We start from the raw sequence: 15,637 nt of genomic DNA on the forward strand, positions 1-15,637 counted from the left end.
GACCGAGTCATCGTTCGTCGGGTCGAGTATAGCATCGGGTATTCGATCTTATTGTGAAAAATTTCACTAAAATTGCGGTCATCTGGTTTGATTAAGTATTTAAAGGGTTTTTAAACTTTTTTAAGCGGCGGAAGAGAGATTGGCTCGGCAAGTTCCGGACATGTTAGGATGGAAAAGAGAGTCGAAAACGGATCTTCAAATTCGATTGACGAAGGAGCATGAGGCATGGATCGAACGACGCATTACCGGAACGACGCAGTCGGCGAATGGCTGAAACAAGCTTATGCGGGCGACGAAAAAGCGCGGCGGCGTTTGGCGAATCTGGAAGGTCCGCACGCGCTGGCACCCGACTATTCCGCGCTGGTGCACGTTCAGCTCAAAGACGCGGCGCGCAAACCGGACGGGGCTATCCGTATTCTGAACAAAGCGCCCGAACCGAACAGCGGCGATTATCCGTGCGCGGATCTCTACCGGATCTGGAGCGAAGGCGCGTCATGGACGCATATTCCCGTGCCCCCGTCTTTCGATCTGGCGAACGTGGTGTTCGCGTCGGCCGGAGAAGACGGCCGATCCGCGCGTTTCGCGTTCGAATCGGCCGACGGACGGCGCACGGAAGCTTCGCTGGCGCAGATGGGAATCGCGTTCCGCGATCTGGATCTGGTCATGCGGGGCGCGAAGGAAGCGGAGATCGAAGAAGCTTTCCGCGGCATGGAGACGTCGGTCGTGCCGCTTCCGCCGGTCAGACGGACCGAAGCCGACAACCCGCCGATCGAACTGGACGGATACGGATTTCTTGCGTTCGACGAGTCCGTTCAGGGGTTCGAAGGTACTTTTCGGGCAGGGGAAAGCGAAATTCGCGCGGCGCTCGATACGGCCGTTCGGGAAGAAGCGGTACGGCGGCTGCCGCGATTGGCCGAGCTGCTGGAACGGTTGGCGGAAACGGACGCGGCCGCCCGGCGCTGCGCGGCCGAGGAACTTACCGAACTCAAAAACGATTTCTGGTTGGACGACGGCGAAGAGGAAATCACGGAAGAAGCGTTCGTCGCCCGGATGGATCTGGAGTCGATCACGCTCGGCGAAGACGGCGGCGCGACGTTCTGGTACGCGGACGGCGATCTGTTCGGCGGGCATACGATCTGCGTCGAACAAGGCGGGGACGGCAAGTTTATTTCGGCGGAGATGATGGGATAGGTCGGGAAACGAAGAAGCGGCGAGTCGGAATGTATCGTTCCGATTCGTTTTTTTTGCCTCCAAAACGGTTACTAATAGATAACAGCTACGATCGTGAACAGGGCGACCGGCGTGAAGGAGGACAAAAGATGTCTCAGCATGGATTTCGCAGAAGGTTGAATTTGACGGTGCCGCTGATCTTGATTCTGCTGCTGGTCGGCTGCGGAAGCGCTTCGGAGAACGCGAACGGGCCTGAAGGGGAGACGGCGGCCGCCGATACGGAAAACGGGCCGGGAACCCGCGAGTACGAAGGCGAAGGACGGATGTGGACCGCCGAATATTCCATGTACGTACCGGATAACGGCGGCAAGCTCCGCGCGCGTCTGACCGCGCATTACGAAGGCGGCGGGCCGGCGCCCACGGGCGAAGTCAAATATTCGTATTACGGCGCGGATGTCGAATCCGGAAGCGGCGGCCTGATGGTCAAGAAAGCTCCGGCGGACAGCGTCTACATGCTGAGGGATCTGGTCACGACGGAATACGCGCCGGACGAAGCCGGGACCGTCGAACTGCTGCTGATCTGGGACGGAGGCAAGCGTTCCGAGACGATCCGGCTGATGCCGACCGAAGCGCAGGGAGACTCTTGAAATCGACGCGCAGGACGCGCAACCTCGAATAACGCGAACGGAAGAATCGGCATGTTTCCGGGCAGACCGGCGAACATGCCTTTTTTTCGCGCGAATCTTCGAAATCGGTCGGCTTTTCAGCTTATTTTCAGGCTTGTTCCCTATACTGATAATCAGACTGGAAGATTTCCGTTCGAAGAGACTTTTGCCGTGAAGGAGCTGGACCATGCCGCAAGCGCTGAAAAAAATATTTTATCTGATTCTGACGTTCTTCTTCGGTTTGTTCGTCGTCTCGTCGCTTTTCGTGCGGGCCGAATACAATTACGCCGCGTACGGCGACAATCCGATTCTGAGAACGCAGCAGCCCGTGATCTTGATCATGTTATTGATCGTGCTGGCTGCCGCCGGGCTGCTAGCTTATCGGCTATGCCGGCGATTGAATCGTTACCGGGCTTCTGCCGTCGTGCCGATCGTGCTGGGCGCGTCGTTTCTCGTGCAGCTCGCGCTGGTCTTCCTGCTGCCGCGCCTGCCTACGGACGATTCGCAGACCGTGCTGTCGCTCGCGCTCGATATGCTCTACCGGAACGATTATTCGACGTTCAACGCGGGCGGATACCTGCATATGTTCCCGTTCAACTTCTCGACCGTGCTGTATCTGAAGACGCTGCTGGCGATCTTCCCGGATAATTATCTGGTGATCAAGATCTTCAATATCTTCTTCTCGCTGCTCACGACGTGGATGATCTATCTGATCTACCGGGAACTGACCGGGCGCGCTTCGAGAAACGAAGAGGCCGGAAACCCGGAGCAGAAGGCCATAGGAAACGATTACGGCGTGCTGATCTTCGCCGCTTTCTACGTGCCGTCGCTGCTCATGCCGAACCTGATCTATAACGACGTGATCGGCACGGGGCTGCTGACGTCGGCGATCTATTTCGTGCTTCGCTTCATGCGCGAGAAATCGCTGCGCTTTATCGCGTACGCCGCGGTGCTGCTGGCGCTCGGCAACTATTTCCGCGGGATCGGAGCGATCGTGCTGATCGCCGCGTTCATCTATATCCTGCTCGGCATCCGCAAGCTCGGGGTGCGCCGCGGACTGCTGGCTTTGATCGTGCTCGGCGTGCTGTTCAACGTGCCGTCTTGGACGCAGAGCGCGGCGCTGCAAGCGGCCGGCAAAACGCAGGAACCGGCGGGCCGGAATTCCGCGCCGGTCTATATGTGGCTCAATATGGGCATCAATCTGGAACGCTTCGGGTTCTGGGACAATATGCAGAGCTACCGGATCTACCAGCGAGAAGCGCAGTATAACAAAGCGGTCAGCTCGGAGCTGTACAAAGCTTCGATTCGGGAGAAACTGACGCACGCTTCGGCCGGAGAACTGCTGGAGATGTATGGGAAGAAGCTGATCTGGGTCTGGACGGAAGGCACGTATCAGATCGACCGTTACGGCATCGGCAACGGACAGTCGCTGACGGCGCAGCGCATGGGCATGACGCCGATCGCCGGCAGCTACAGCTACGAGACGCCGCTGACGAAGCTGTTCGAAGGCGATTCGCCGGCGCGTTCGGCGCTGCTATGGGCGTTGTACGCTTCCAGCCTGCTCATGTACCTGCTGGCCGGCGTTCGGTTGGTGACCGGTATTCGCGCCCGGCGTTACGGCGAAGTCCTACTCGTATTGGTGCTGCTCGGCTTCGTCGCGTTCTATCTGCTCTGGGAGATCAAATCGCGGTATCTCTACCCGGTCTATCCGCTGCTGATCCTGCTGTCTTATCTGGGACTGCAAGATACGTTATCGCTGCTGGCCCGGACTTCGTTCGGCATTCGCTTGGGCTTGAACAGAAAGGAGGAATCGGTCGATGAGGCATAAAAAAACGGCGGCGGCCTTATCGCTGGTCAGTTTGTCCGCGCTGCTGGCCGCCTGCGACGCGATCACGGCGCAGCATATTCCGAGTTCGACGACGACCGCGTTCAATAACGGCGCGGGGTTGGGCGGACGCGGCGCGCAGATGGGGATGCCGGGAAGTTTCGCGGACGGCGGTTTGGGCGGAATGATCGACGGCGTCGTCGACGAAGCGTTCGATGCCGACGTGATCGGCCGGATCGAGGAAGTCGGCGAAAATACCGTCAAGCTGGACTTGTTGAAGCAGGGCGCCTCTGCTTCGGGCGACGGCGCGCGTTCGCCGGGAGGAGCCGCGGACGGACAGAGCGGCTGGATATCGACGGGCGAGTCGTTAACGCTGACTCTGAGCAGCGAGGTACGGATCTCGTCCGGTTCTTCCCAGGGGTCCGGCGAAGGACAGAATCGAAACGGAACCGGACGCGGGGAATTCGGCGGTCCTCCGTCGGGCGGCATGCCGGGGAACGGAGCGCCGAGCGGCGGCGCGTCGGGAGACTCGAATGCCGTCGGCGGACCGTCAAGAAGCGCGCCGTCCGCCGACGCTCCGCCGAACGCTTCGGCGGTCGGTTCCGTCTCCGATCTGAAAGCCGGTCAGATCGTGATGGTCTGGTACAAAGAAGGCAGCAAGACGGTAGACCGGATTCGCGTTTTGCGGGCAGCGGGCGAATGATCCCATGCCGTTCGCGCGCCGCTGGAAGATTGGCGAGCCTAACGAAAGACCGCTCCCGGCGTACCGGAAGCGGTCTTTTTTCTCGTAAAAGCACTCGCTCCGTCCCGTCGGGATCCTTCGCGGGCGGAGCCGGCGAAAAGCCGGTTCGGTTCAGGACGACGAAGCGGCCGCGCTTGCCGCAGTCATCGCTACGATGGTCGCGATCATGACGGCCTGCTGGGCGGCGACGAGGCTCATCAGCATATTAGAGACCGCCGGAGAAGCGACGCTTTCGCGAATCTGCCCGACGCTGCGCGAGATCACGACGCCCGATACGAGCAGCAGCAGTTCTTGCTCGGTGATCGACCATCTGCCGAAGCCTTTCTGTTCGCGCAGATAGGAGAAGCCTTGTTCGATGTCGTCGACGATGACTCGCGTGTCGGTCGGCAGCAGGGCGAGCAGGCCGAGCGAAGGCAGCGTGAAGTCTTTGTCCATGCGAAGCTTGCGTTCTTTTAGGCGATCGCGAAGTTCCATCATACGAGGAATCGTTCCGGCATCCGCTTCGCCCAAGACCAGCACGTGCGTCAATGCTTGAAGCCCGTTGCCCGCGCGGAACTCCGGTTTCAATTCGGCATAGAACTGCTCCATGCGCTTGAGCGTCGATTCCGTCGGCAGTTCCGACAAACCGAGAAGGGCGGAGAAGATATAATCGTCCTGCGAAGTCAGGAAGCGGTGGTTGGCTTTCATGCCTTCGTAGAACATTCGCGTACGTTCGATCGCTTCGGCGCGTCTTGCCGGTTCGGCGTTCTCGGCGATCTCGAACGCGGCGAACACCAGATAATCGGAAGATTTGAACTTCAAGTCTCTCATTTGTTCATAGATGTCCATCGTTTCGTTCAGACGTCCTTCCGGATCCTCCCGGAGCGATAATACGGCGGACAAGGCAACCGACAACAATCCGCGAAAAGAAGAGAACGCGCTCGCGGACTGCTTGATCCGGTCGAACATGCCGCGGATCGACTCGGGAGCCGCTGTCCGGTCTTCGACGGCCCAGAGCAGGGCGGCGAGGCGGGAAGCGCTGACGTTATGCCAGGCGAATTCTTTTTTGAGCGCTTGGGCGTTGCCTGCGAGCAATTGAAGTCGATGCAGATCGGTTGGATTCATGGCGACCTCCTCAGGGGAATGGTAAAGTGGGTACGAATTTGCTTCTACATGTAACATACTGCGCGAGAGCGGCACAAGTTTCGGAAGGAGAGATCGAAATGAACGAACAGCAATTGGAAGTCATGCGGACCGGCAAAGGATTCATCGCGGCGCTCGATCAGAGCGGCGGCAGCACGCCCAAAGCGCTGCTGCAATACGGCGTCGCGGAAGATACGTATTCGGACGAAGAAGGCATGTACGCGGCGGTACATACGATGCGGACGAGAATCATTCAGAGTCCGGCGTTCGATTCGAAATCGATTCTGGGCGCGATCTTGTTCGAGAACACGATGGACCGCGAGATCGACGGCAAACCGACGGCGGATTATCTCTGGGAAAACAAAGGCGTCGTTCCTTTTCTGAAAGTGGACAAAGGATTGGACGAGCTTCGCGGCGGCGTGCAGCTCATGAAGCCGATTCCGGATCTGGACGATCTGCTCAAGCGGGCGGTCGACAAACGGATCTTCGGCACCAAGATGCGTTCGGTCATTCACGAAGTGAATCCCGAAGGCATCAAGCAGGTCGTGGATCAGCAGTTCGAACTCGCGCTGCGGATCGCGAAAGCGGGACTGGTGCCGATCATCGAACCCGAAGTCGATATTCATAGCGAAGACCGGGCGGAATCGGAACGGATGCTCAAAAAAGAACTGCAAGCGCATCTGGCCGGGCTGGACGAAGACGTGTCCGTCATGCTGAAACTGTCGATTCCCGCCGAGGACGGTTTTTATAGCGACTTGATGAGCGATCCGCATGTCGTGCGCGTCGTGGCGCTGTCGGGCGGTTACTCGCGCGACGAAGCCAACGAGCGTCTGGCCCGCAATCCGGGACTGATCGCCAGTTTCTCGCGCGCGCTCGCGGAAGGATTAAGCTTCGGACAGACGGAAGAAGAGTTCGATGCGACGCTGGCGCGCTCGATCGCTTCGATCTACGAGGCGTCGATTGCCTGACGGACGAAGCCGGGAAGCGCAAGCTCGCCGATCGGTAGAATAGCAAGCCGGATTCCCGTCGTTTCGGCGGAGCGAATCCGGCTTTTCGGCGTGCGGCGCATGAATCGGGAACGCCGAAAAAGATTGAGCGTCCGCTGCCGTTCGATTATGATGGAGTCGCGTCCGCATTCGGACGAAGAACGATTCACCGAGGAGAGTGACGCCATGAAACCTTTATCCGTAATCTTAGCCGAACATCGGCATCTGAACGGAGAACGCATCTCGCTGCGGCCTATTTCGCTCGAAGACGCCGCGGATATGACGGAATACGCGTCCGACGAAGAAACGACGCGTTATATTTTTGCCGAGCCCAAAAATTCGGAACAGACCGAGCGATTAATCGCGGGATATTACATGCGCGAGCCGATCGGCAAATACGCGGTGGTCTTGAACGACGGAGGCAAATTGATCGGCACGATCGAATTCCGCGTAGACGAAGCGACGCGCAGCGGCGAACTCGGATTCACGTTGAGCCGGCATTATTGGGGCAAAGGATACATGAGCGAAGCCGGCAGGCTGATCTTGGACCTGGCGTTCGTCAAGCTGGGATTGCAGCGCGTGCATGCGGCCCACGAAACGGCGAACGAAGCTTCCGGACGTCTGATGCTTCGGTTGGGGATGACTTACGAAGGCACTCGCCGCCGGGATCAACTGTCCCGAGGCAAACTGGTGGACAGCGCTTATTATTCGATTCTGAGCGAAGAGTACGCCCCGGAAAAACGCTGAAGCGGCGGAAATGGTGCTCTTCAGGCACGTAAATAAGAAGAATGGCAAGGAGCGGGCTAACCCCGCTCCTTTTTGCGATGCGCCTTTGCTTAGCTTGACATATTTGATGCAATTGAATTCAGAAAAATTTAATTTCTGCGCAATTAAAGCGAAAGTCATGGAAAAAGAGCATAATCGGCGGAAAAAGCGAGAATTTCTGAATAAACGGCATGTGACGCCTGCTTGCTTATTGTCTATAATGATCTTATGTGCCTAAAAACTATAAAACTTAAGACCTATGGAGGATTCCAATGAAACCGATGAAAGAACAGCGGGAAGATTTGATTCGTCTCACCTCCCGAACCCTGTTCTCGCTTTTGCGCTCCGTCATCGACGCCAACACTTTTTTCATGGCTTACAACAACGGCAAGCAGAACAAGATTCTAAGCGCCTGGAATTCGGAAGAAGAGATGGTTCGCGAGGGAAGCGTTCTGCCTTATACGTTATCATATTGCAGTTTGGTCGGCCGAACCGAAAGTCCGGTCATCATCGAAGATACGACGCTGTCGCCTTTGACCAAAGAAATGCCGATTACCCTGGAATTGGGCAGGACCCGTTTCCTCGGCGTCCCCGTCCGGCTGAAAAACGGGGAACTGTACGGCACGATCTGCTCGCTGGACCGCGAACATCCCTACACGGAGCAGGATGCCGAACGTTTGACGCATGTCGCTTCGGTGATCGCGGACTTGATTCATCTGGAAGAAACGAATTATTTCGACGATCTGACCGGCTTTCTTCGCTACGGCGCGCTCGAGTCTTTCTACGAGCGGGAATTGGCCGACTCGCCGAAAGCGGTCATCTTCATGGATCTCGACAATTTTAAGGGAGTCAATGACGGATACGGCCATTCGACCGGCGATCAGGTGTTGAAGGCTCTCGCAAGCGCTATTCGTCAAGCGGCGGACGCCGATTGGCTGCTCTGCCGTTACGGCGGAGACGAATTCGTAGTAGTCCTTCCGACCAACGAGGTGGAGCAGGTGCAGGAGGCGGTCGACCGTCTTGTTACGGCGTTCGAAGGCGAAGCGATGTCTTTCGCGGATCAGGAAGAGCCGCTGACCCTCTCGATCGGCGTCTGTCTCGAAGCGGATTCGCTTCGGGAATATATCGAACGGGCGGATACGGCCATGTACCGGATCAAGAAAGGCGGCAAAGCCGGCGTAAGCATCTTCGAAATCGAAGATCAGCAGGCCGAGCTCGATATCCGGCACGCGCTTCAAGAAGAAGAGCTGAATCTGCACTTTCAGCCGATCGTCGACGCGTCGACGGGCTTGGCGTTGTCTTACGAAGCGCTGCTGCGCTGGAATCATCCGAACCGCGGCGCCGTGTCTCCGGTCGAAGCGATCGAAGCCGCCGAGGAAGCCGGCCTGATCGAGCAGGTCGACCTGTGGGTACTGCGCGAAGCCTGCTTGGCGGAACGCGTGCTCCGGCCGCAGAACCGCATTCATGTCAATATCACGGTCAAGTCTCTTCGCGATCCTTATTTCGTGGAGCGTGCGGCGGAGGTGTTTCTGGAAACGGGCTGCTCGCCGAACAAGATCGAGATCGAATTGAGCGAGACGACGCAGAGACTGGATGCTTCGCATATTAGGCCGCAGCTCGAGAAGCTGATCGAGTGGGGCGTCACGTTCTCGCTCGACGATATGGGCAGCGGCTCGTCTTCGGGCGTGGCTCTGCTGCAAGAACTTCCGATCGCCACGCTGAAGATCGATCGCAGATTGACCCAGAACGCGGAGAACGCGCGCATGAGCCGGGCCATGATTCGCGGCATCGTGGAGATGGCGAGCGAGCTGGAGATTTCCGTCGTCGCGGAAGGCATCGAGACTTCCGAACAGCGGGAACTGCTGTCGTCGCTCGGCTGCCTTCAGATGCAGGGCTATTACTTCTCGCGGCCTCAGCCGCTGGCCGTCATCGCTTAACAAGCCTGCGTACGTACTTGAACGCGTTTCGTTTTCATAGACAGCAAAAGGGATTCCCGCGCGAAGCGGGAGTCCCTTTTTTGCATGTTTCGGATGCGGTTCGATCAGCGCTTAGGGGCCGATTCCAGATCGACCGTTTCGTTGAGGCCCGGCTCGGATTTCGGATCGGAGCCTTTGCCGACGGCTTTTTTGAGCAGGTGGGTGATCATCTTGACCGCGCTGCCGCTTTCCCAATATTCGGCCGTTTCCGCATGAACGCGGATCAGCACGAGATTCGGATCGTCGTAAGGCGTATCGAGAATTTTCTCGTACAGCTTGTTCCACAGTACTTTCTTGCGCGCGTCGTCTTCGACGAACTCCGCCGTTCCGCTGACCGAAACGTAGGATTTGCCGGCATAAGCCACATTGACGCGCGGGTCTTTCAGCAGCTCGTCGTATTTGGCGGTATCTTTTTTCGTCAGGAACCAGAGATCGCCGTCGAACTCGATATGCTGGGTCTTCATCGGACGCGAGACCAGACCGTTCTCGGAAACGGTGGTGAGCATCGCGGTTTCCACGTCTTTGATCAGATCGCGGACGGTCTCGACGGCTTGCGGATCGGAAGTCAAAGCATGTGCGTTCGAATGGGACATGATGAATCGCTCCTTTTCCGTAATAGGCGTTTGTTATCCATGTAAACGTCCGGCCGCGCGGATAAACGCCGTAAAGCCGAGAAGCGCCGATTCCGAGGAATTGTTGTCGATTCGGCGAAAAGTGTCCGCGATACCCGGAATCTCTTCGTTTAAATCGCGATTCTCGCGGTTACATAAGAAACGAGTTCATCACGGAAAACGACCATTTCGATATTCGAGGAGGCATTCATCATGAGCGACTTCTACACCATGCAGGACCCTACCAAGCAGTATCCGCAGGCCGGACCGGAATACGAACAGCAGCAGGAAGGTCCCGGACTTCAGAAAGAGATGACGCCGATTCCCGATTCGGGCGAAAAGACGTATATCGGCAAAGAGCGGCTGGTCGGACGCAAAGCCGTCGTGACCGGAGCGGACAGCGGCATCGGCCGCGCGGCGGCGATCGCTTACGCCAGAGAAGGCGCCGACGTCGTGCTGTCGTACATGCCGGAAGAAGAAGCGGACGCGCAAGAAGTCGTGAAACTGGTCGAAGCCGAAGGCCGCAAAGCGGTCGCGTTCCCCGGCGACGTGAAAGAAGAGCAGTACTGCGTGCAGCTGATCGAAAAAGCGGTCGAGGAACTCGGCGGCATCGACATTCTGGCGATCGTGGCGGGCAAGCAGCAGTTCCGCGAGAGCATCGACGAGATCACGACCGAGCAGTTCGACGAGACGTTCAAGACGAACGTCTACGCGATGTTCTGGCTGTGCAAAGCGGCGATCAAACATATGCCTCCGGGCGGATCGATCATCAATACTTCGTCGATCCAAGCGTACAGTCCGTCTCCGATCCTGCTCGATTACGCGACGACCAAAGCGGCGATCAACACGTTCAGCAAAGCGTTGGCGCAGCAGGTCGCCGAAAAAGGCATCCGCGTGAACGTGGTCGCGCCGGGACCGGTCTGGACGCCGCTGCAAGTAGCCGGCGGACAGCCTCCGGAGAAACTGCCGGAATTCGGCGAACAAACGCCGCTCGGCCGTCCGGGACAACCGGTCGAGATGGCTCCGGCTTACGTCTTCTTGGCAAGCCAAGAGTCGAGCTACGTCAGCGGCGAGACGCTGAACGCGAACGGCGGCACGGTGTCGCCGTAAGTCTCGCCGAATAACGAAAATAGCGAACGGATACCAAAAGGCTTCCCCGAACGGGGAAGCCTTTTTGCTTTTCGCGAAAGCATAAGCATTTTATCCAAGAATCTTTTTGATAATCTCCGGGTCCGGAGGCTTCAGACTTAATCTGAAATCGGATTTCAGCAGAAAATCGAGCGGGTACAGATCGTCGCGCGAAGATAAAAATCCGCGGAATTCGATAAGCGGAAGATCATCCGTATCCAGCACGACGTTTTGCTCGTTCATGACGATTTTCGGTTTGCCGAAGTTCACGATCACGAACACGTCTTCAAGGTCCGACATCCGGTACAGCGTATTGCGTTCGTCGAATACTTTTTCCGCGGTATCGAGCGTCAGCAGGTGATAATCCCGCCCTCTCCAATGCATATCGATAACTTGAAAAGCCTTAGCATTCAGCAGTTCGGCCAAACGCTGCGACGTCAGATCCGACTCGATCCCGATGATATAGCCGTTCTTGTCCATATCGTTGCCGTAAGGCGTATCGTAACCTTTGCCGAAGTCTTCGCGGTAAGTAAGCTCCGCGACTCGCATGCGATCCAGCTTCGGGGCCGGATCTTCGTCGGGAGCGGAGATATACGGGATATGCAGTTTTTCTTCCGGCACGAGTTCGATAATATCGTTAGGAAGAGTATCTATAACGGGATGAGCAGCAGGCGGCATGAGATAAATATATCCCATCGAAGCCAAGCCGTCGCAGGTCATGCGCATAAGAGTTTTCTCCTTTGTGTAGGGAGTGTTCTTTAATTAAACATAGACGCGTTTTGCGCTTTTCTTTATAAAAGTTCAATCAATTTCTCGATATCCTCGACGTCCAGATCTTTCGGCTTGATGCCTACGAAAGTCTTGAAAGCTTGTTCGAACGGTTCCACGACATTGACAAGGCCGGCTGCTGTGTTGATGATGCGGTGCCGTCCGTAGGATAAAAATTCCCGCGTAGCCGAGCCGAATAATTGGCCCCGTTCATGCGTTTTGTTGAGCTTGTACGTCCATTTGTACAACTCCAGAAACACGGCTTCGGAATCGGCGGCCGAAACGCCCGACTCTGCTTCGATAGGGTCCGCATTCCATATGTCTTGAATCTCTTCCGCGTACAGATCGCGCAGCAGCAGGAGCGGGATTAGTCGTCGCTTCAACGCGATCAGCTCTTCTTCGTCACCTTCTTCGACTTCTTGATTCGCTTCGATCGCCTTGTCGCCGAAATACAAGCAGGCTTCGCTGAGTCTATCGCGCAGATAAGGACGCAAAGCGAATTCCGCGATGAAGAGGATGATCATATAAAGCGCGGGACGATCTTCTTTGACCGTATCGGGTTCGAGAAAATGCATCTTGTAGTCGCTGTATTCGAGGCCTTCCAGATCCGCGGCTTCCTCGAAGTTGAACGGCACGTCCTGAAGCAGATTGTCCAACAGCAGAATGCGAACAGGATGGCTTTTGACCAACGTGAATAGCGAAGCGATCTTTGCGATAGCTGACCATTTGCGTTTATCCGCCGCCGGATCGTAATCTTCGTCGTCTCCATGTTCTTCCGCATAAGCTGCCGCGACTTGCGAAATGCCTGCGGCCGCGCACTCCAGATAATACGTATGCCACTTCGTTTCGTAGAGTTCCAGATCGCGCTCGATGTTCTGACTGCCCGCAAGGTCGCCGAGGACCGTTCGGAAATACGCATGTTGTTCGCGCAGCCGCATCCGTCGGTTGTCTTTTGCGACATCTTGATGATGCGGATGCAACAGCCAGTCTTGGCGCACAAAGCGTTCGAAGAAGCGAAAACCTGCGCCGTGACGGCGACCTTTCTCGCTCCAAGTCTCGAACAGTCCGGCATCCCGTTCAGGCGTAGAGGGGCCGACATCGAATTCGAGCGGCATCGGCTTCGAGCAGAGACGCTTTATCGCGTCTTCTTTCTGTTGTTCACTCAGTTCGGAGGAAGACGGAGCACCGCCTGCGCCGATCCCCTGATCGTTCAAATACAGAATCGAATTCTCGAATGTATCCAACCAAGCGCGCGGGTCCATGAATAGATGTTCTTCCAACAGCTCTCGAAGTTCATGCCCCAGAATCGTATGATCCGCATATTGATTCAGCAGCTCGATCTCCCGTACAGAAAAATGAGACTGCTCTTCGTATAACTGACGCAGCGCATGGAATTTTACGGCTTCTTCGATCAATTCTGCGTCCAACCCCAGATACAGACAAGCATCCCGCATCGGCTGGCCGGTATCGACCGCTCTAAGAATCGCTTGCAGACTCCATTCCCGGTACAGCTCAATAAATTCGAATTGAAAATCGCAGGTATCGATCATGAACTTATGTAAGGCTCGGCTTCTTCCCATTGTGATAAAGCTCCTTTTTAGAAGATAGAGGTTATGTAGAGCAATAAATGTGAACAAACGGTGTCTTTTTTGAAAAGGATAGAGAATGACTGTTTTCTAAATGTGTCTATTGTGTGTCTTTGATGACAAGCAGAGAGTCCTCTTCCGCGCAAAATCGCCTTTTCAGACTTCGACAGCCTTCTTGCGAAATTTCGATCTTTTTTTCGAGAACCCCAAAATCGTGGTGGTAAGCTCCAATCAAGCCGGAAAGGAGCGTGAATAGTGACGATCGTCATGGCTGGCAGAGGATTTCGTCCGTGGGTAAAATTTCCTTCTTATTCTATGATGAGTAAAGACACAAAGTAAAGTAGGCGGTGAGGGGGATTTACGGTTCTAAAGACACACGTTTGGGAGCGAAAATACGCAAACTCAGAAAAGAACGGCATATGACGCAGGAGAAATTGGCAGAAAAAGCTGAGATCGACACTTCGTACCTCGGACAGATCGAACGCGGAGAAAGACATTCACCGGGCATCGCCATTATCGCCAAGATCGCGCAGGCGCTGAACGTGAGCGAGGGCGAACTGCTTAGCGGAGAAAAGGAATCGGAATTTTCGACGCCGAGCCATGCGGCTGTTTCCGAGGATATTCCGGAGCGTATCGCGGATGAATTAAGGCTCATGACGCCGAGGCAGCAGCGATTGTACGAACGGGTCTTCCGGGCTATACGCGAATTGTCGGAGTCGAGAGATTAGATGACGTACAAGCAAATTCAGGAATGATAGGAGAAGCAGATGAGAGCGATATGGAAAAGGACGGTCATGAGCGCGTTGGTAGTATTCATCTTGTTGGAAGGAACGGCGACTTTATCAGCAAATGCAGCACCAATCAAAGTTTACGGGATCAGCGTGTCGGGTCCTCCGAATCCTTTTTACGTCAAAAGCACCTTCCAACTTAAGCCGCAAATCAAGGCTTCTTCAGAGACAAAAAACGTAAAAATAGGATACAAGTCCGGCAACAACGCAATCGCCGCAGTCAGCCCTGCCGGCGTGGTCACCGCGAACGGCGCAGGCAAGACGAACATCGAAGTGACGGCCGGCGGTCGATCTGTTCAGCTCTTAGTCAACGTGAAGTCCAAAGTCAGAGAGATCGGACTCGCCGCGGCTAAGTCTAAAATCACGGTCGGCGAACAAACGAAGCTGACTCCGCGGATCGTGATGGACCATGCATCGCTTCCCGTGCCTTCCGTATCTTACAAAGTCGAAGATCCCACGATCTTATATGTGGACGCGGCAGGTAACGTTACGGCGTTGAAGGAAGGGAAGACCGACATTTCGATCCGAGCCGAGGAAAAAACGGCGAAGACAACCATCGAAGTTACAGACATCGAATGGAAGGCCACCACAGGAAACGTCAGATTCGAACGCCCGAGCTGGAGTGCGGACGGCAAATATCTGGCTTTGAACGATCGGATACTGAACGCGCAGGACGGCCGAACGATGAAACAAACGGATAGCGATCTGATGTTTGTCGGCAATCAGCTGTACAGTTGGAACAATGAAGATCGAGATCGGGAAAGCATGTTCGTCTACGATTCGGCTTTCCGGCTGCAGCGCCAATTCGAAATGCCGGAAGAAGCCCGGAAATTTTATACGGACTCCCGATATGCGTTTAGTCCCGACGGTCGGCATTTTTATTTCCAATACAGCCATAAAGGCGTCTTCGATCTGGACATGCAGAACGGCGAAGTGATCGGGCAAGCGGCCCCGGACGATATTGACACGGCATGGGATACGACGTTGGCTCTGAGTCCGAACGGACAGATGTTGGCGGTTCTTGGCGCATACGGTTACTCGGGGGAGTCCCGGATCTATGATTTGAACAGCGGGCGGACGATCGGCAGCACGACCGAATACGGTCCGGCAGCATTCACTCCCGATTCTCGTTATCTGGTTATCCATAATCGCGAAGGACTCGTAGTTCTGGATACGCAAAATTTTACGGTAGTTCATGAATTGCCGGGGGAATTCGAAGGCTTTGCGTTAGGCAGCGGCGGTTGGTTGGCAGTCACGAACGAGAACGGCGACGTGGATGTCTACGAGATTGAGACGTTGAAAAAAGTACGTTCGTACGCCACAAAAGAAACCCAAAAAGCGCAGCGGATGGACAAGAGTACGGATCAGCCGGTGTCGCTGACTTTCAGCCCGGACGGCCGCAAACTGGTTGTCGGCTATAGCCGATACGCTTACGGATCGAACGAGACGTACGATACGATTTGCTGGAACTTGAACGGTCTTTATATCGAGTAGTTAGACTTAAG

The 15,637-nt window shown here is 55.7% G+C and carries 14 protein-coding genes; 10 read left to right on the forward strand and 4 right to left on the reverse strand.

Annotated features, from left to right (window positions below; genetic code table 11):
- The first annotated feature begins 225 nt into the window (after nt 1-225).
- The 4 genes from CDO73_RS09210 to CDO73_RS09225 all read left to right on the forward strand — a co-directional run bounded on the left by CDO73_RS09210 (nt 226) and on the right by CDO73_RS09225 (nt 4,363).
- Entirely contained in the window at nt 226-1,191 is a 966-nt protein-coding gene (locus CDO73_RS09210; protein WP_088488229.1) for a DUF2262 domain-containing protein, read from the forward strand.
- Between the two features lie 128 nt (nt 1,192-1,319).
- On the forward strand, nt 1,320-1,817 hold the full coding sequence (locus CDO73_RS09215; RefSeq protein ID WP_088488230.1) for a hypothetical protein: 498 nt from the start codon (nt 1,320-1,322) through the stop codon (nt 1,815-1,817).
- Between the two features lie 205 nt (nt 1,818-2,022).
- Complete coding sequence (locus CDO73_RS09220; RefSeq protein WP_088488231.1) at nt 2,023-3,663, forward strand: glycosyltransferase family protein; 1,641 nt, start codon at nt 2,023-2,025, stop codon at nt 3,661-3,663.
- Nucleotides 3,653-4,363, forward strand: coding sequence for a hypothetical protein (locus CDO73_RS09225; RefSeq protein ID WP_088488232.1), 711 nt, complete (start codon nt 3,653-3,655; stop codon nt 4,361-4,363). The genes CDO73_RS09220 and CDO73_RS09225 overlap by 11 nt, the downstream gene beginning before the upstream one ends.
- A gap of 150 nt (nt 4,364-4,513) precedes the next feature.
- Here the strand turns inward: CDO73_RS09225 and CDO73_RS09230 are convergent, their stop codons facing one another.
- The gene (locus tag CDO73_RS09230; RefSeq protein ID WP_179218646.1) at nt 4,514-5,506 is read right to left on the reverse strand and encodes a DUF4003 family protein; all 993 of its coding nucleotides are present in this window, start codon (nt 5,504-5,506) and stop codon (nt 4,514-4,516) included.
- A gap of 98 nt (nt 5,507-5,604) precedes the next feature.
- Between CDO73_RS09230 and CDO73_RS09235 the strand changes: the two genes are divergently transcribed.
- The 3 genes from CDO73_RS09235 to CDO73_RS09250 all read left to right on the forward strand — a co-directional run bounded on the left by CDO73_RS09235 (nt 5,605) and on the right by CDO73_RS09250 (nt 9,212).
- On the forward strand, nt 5,605-6,492 hold the full coding sequence (locus CDO73_RS09235; RefSeq protein WP_088488234.1) for a fructose bisphosphate aldolase: 888 nt from the start codon (nt 5,605-5,607) through the stop codon (nt 6,490-6,492).
- A 204-nt stretch (nt 6,493-6,696) separates the two neighbouring features.
- Entirely contained in the window at nt 6,697-7,257 is a 561-nt protein-coding gene (locus tag CDO73_RS09245; RefSeq protein ID WP_088488236.1) for a GNAT family N-acetyltransferase, read from the forward strand.
- 290 nt (nt 7,258-7,547) lie between these two features.
- Nucleotides 7,548-9,212 (forward strand): sensor domain-containing phosphodiesterase, encoded by a 1,665-nt coding sequence (locus CDO73_RS09250; protein ID WP_088488237.1) that lies wholly within the window; start codon nt 7,548-7,550, stop codon nt 9,210-9,212.
- Between the two features lie 104 nt (nt 9,213-9,316).
- On the opposite strand, the gene CDO73_RS09255 is transcribed toward CDO73_RS09250, so the two are convergent.
- Entirely contained in the window at nt 9,317-9,844 is a 528-nt protein-coding gene (locus CDO73_RS09255; RefSeq protein ID WP_088488238.1) for a pyridoxamine 5'-phosphate oxidase family protein, read from the reverse strand.
- 231 nt (nt 9,845-10,075) lie between these two features.
- Here CDO73_RS09255 and CDO73_RS09260 point away from each other — a divergent pair, with 231 nt between their 5' ends.
- Nucleotides 10,076-10,972, forward strand: coding sequence for an SDR family oxidoreductase (locus tag CDO73_RS09260; protein WP_088488239.1), 897 nt, complete (start codon nt 10,076-10,078; stop codon nt 10,970-10,972).
- A 90-nt stretch (nt 10,973-11,062) separates the two neighbouring features.
- Here the strand turns inward: CDO73_RS09260 and CDO73_RS09265 are convergent, their stop codons facing one another.
- Together CDO73_RS09265 and CDO73_RS09270 are read right to left on the reverse strand one after the other, a co-directional pair.
- Nucleotides 11,063-11,716 carry a hypothetical protein gene (locus CDO73_RS09265; protein WP_088488240.1) on the reverse strand — a complete coding sequence of 218 codons (654 nt, stop codon included), beginning with the start codon at nt 11,714-11,716 and terminating at the stop codon, nt 11,063-11,065.
- Between the two features lie 65 nt (nt 11,717-11,781).
- The gene (locus tag CDO73_RS09270) at nt 11,782-13,338 is read right to left on the reverse strand and encodes a hypothetical protein (RefSeq protein WP_088488241.1); all 1,557 of its coding nucleotides are present in this window, start codon (nt 13,336-13,338) and stop codon (nt 11,782-11,784) included.
- 353 nt (nt 13,339-13,691) lie between these two features.
- Here CDO73_RS09270 and CDO73_RS09275 point away from each other — a divergent pair, with 353 nt between their 5' ends.
- A complete protein-coding gene (locus tag CDO73_RS09275) occupies nt 13,692-14,072 on the forward strand; it encodes a helix-turn-helix domain-containing protein (RefSeq protein ID WP_256972629.1) in 381 nt (126 codons plus the stop codon).
- A 39-nt stretch (nt 14,073-14,111) separates the two neighbouring features.
- On the forward strand, nt 14,112-15,626 hold the full coding sequence (locus CDO73_RS09280; RefSeq protein WP_088488243.1) for an Ig-like domain-containing protein: 1,515 nt from the start codon (nt 14,112-14,114) through the stop codon (nt 15,624-15,626).
- The last annotated feature ends 11 nt before the right edge of the window (nt 15,627-15,637 follow it).

This window comes from Saccharibacillus sp. O23 (genome assembly GCF_002205895.1).
Taxonomy (GTDB): Bacteria; Bacillota; Bacilli; order Paenibacillales; family Paenibacillaceae; genus Saccharibacillus.

Coding starts and splice junctions, on each gene's coding strand:
- CDO73_RS09210 (WP_088488229.1), top strand. CDS start 226: ATGGATCGAACGACGCATTACCGGAACGACGCAGTCGGCGAATGGCTG.
- CDO73_RS09215 (WP_088488230.1), top strand. CDS start 1,320: ATGTCTCAGCATGGATTTCGCAGAAGGTTGAATTTGACGGTGCCGCTG.
- CDO73_RS09220 (WP_088488231.1), top strand. CDS start 2,023: ATGCCGCAAGCGCTGAAAAAAATATTTTATCTGATTCTGACGTTCTTC.
- CDO73_RS09225 (WP_088488232.1), top strand. CDS start 3,653: ATGAGGCATAAAAAAACGGCGGCGGCCTTATCGCTGGTCAGTTTGTCC.
- CDO73_RS09230 (WP_179218646.1), bottom strand. CDS start 5,506: ATGAATCCAACCGATCTGCATCGACTTCAATTGCTCGCAGGCAACGCC.
- CDO73_RS09235 (WP_088488234.1), top strand. CDS start 5,605: ATGAACGAACAGCAATTGGAAGTCATGCGGACCGGCAAAGGATTCATC.
- CDO73_RS09245 (WP_088488236.1), top strand. CDS start 6,697: ATGAAACCTTTATCCGTAATCTTAGCCGAACATCGGCATCTGAACGGA.
- CDO73_RS09250 (WP_088488237.1), top strand. CDS start 7,548: ATGAAACCGATGAAAGAACAGCGGGAAGATTTGATTCGTCTCACCTCC.
- CDO73_RS09255 (WP_088488238.1), bottom strand. CDS start 9,844: ATGTCCCATTCGAACGCACATGCTTTGACTTCCGATCCGCAAGCCGTC.
- CDO73_RS09260 (WP_088488239.1), top strand. CDS start 10,076: ATGAGCGACTTCTACACCATGCAGGACCCTACCAAGCAGTATCCGCAG.
- CDO73_RS09265 (WP_088488240.1), bottom strand. CDS start 11,716: ATGCGCATGACCTGCGACGGCTTGGCTTCGATGGGATATATTTATCTC.
- CDO73_RS09270 (WP_088488241.1), bottom strand. CDS start 13,338: ATGGGAAGAAGCCGAGCCTTACATAAGTTCATGATCGATACCTGCGAT.
- CDO73_RS09280 (WP_088488243.1), top strand. CDS start 14,112: ATGAGAGCGATATGGAAAAGGACGGTCATGAGCGCGTTGGTAGTATTC.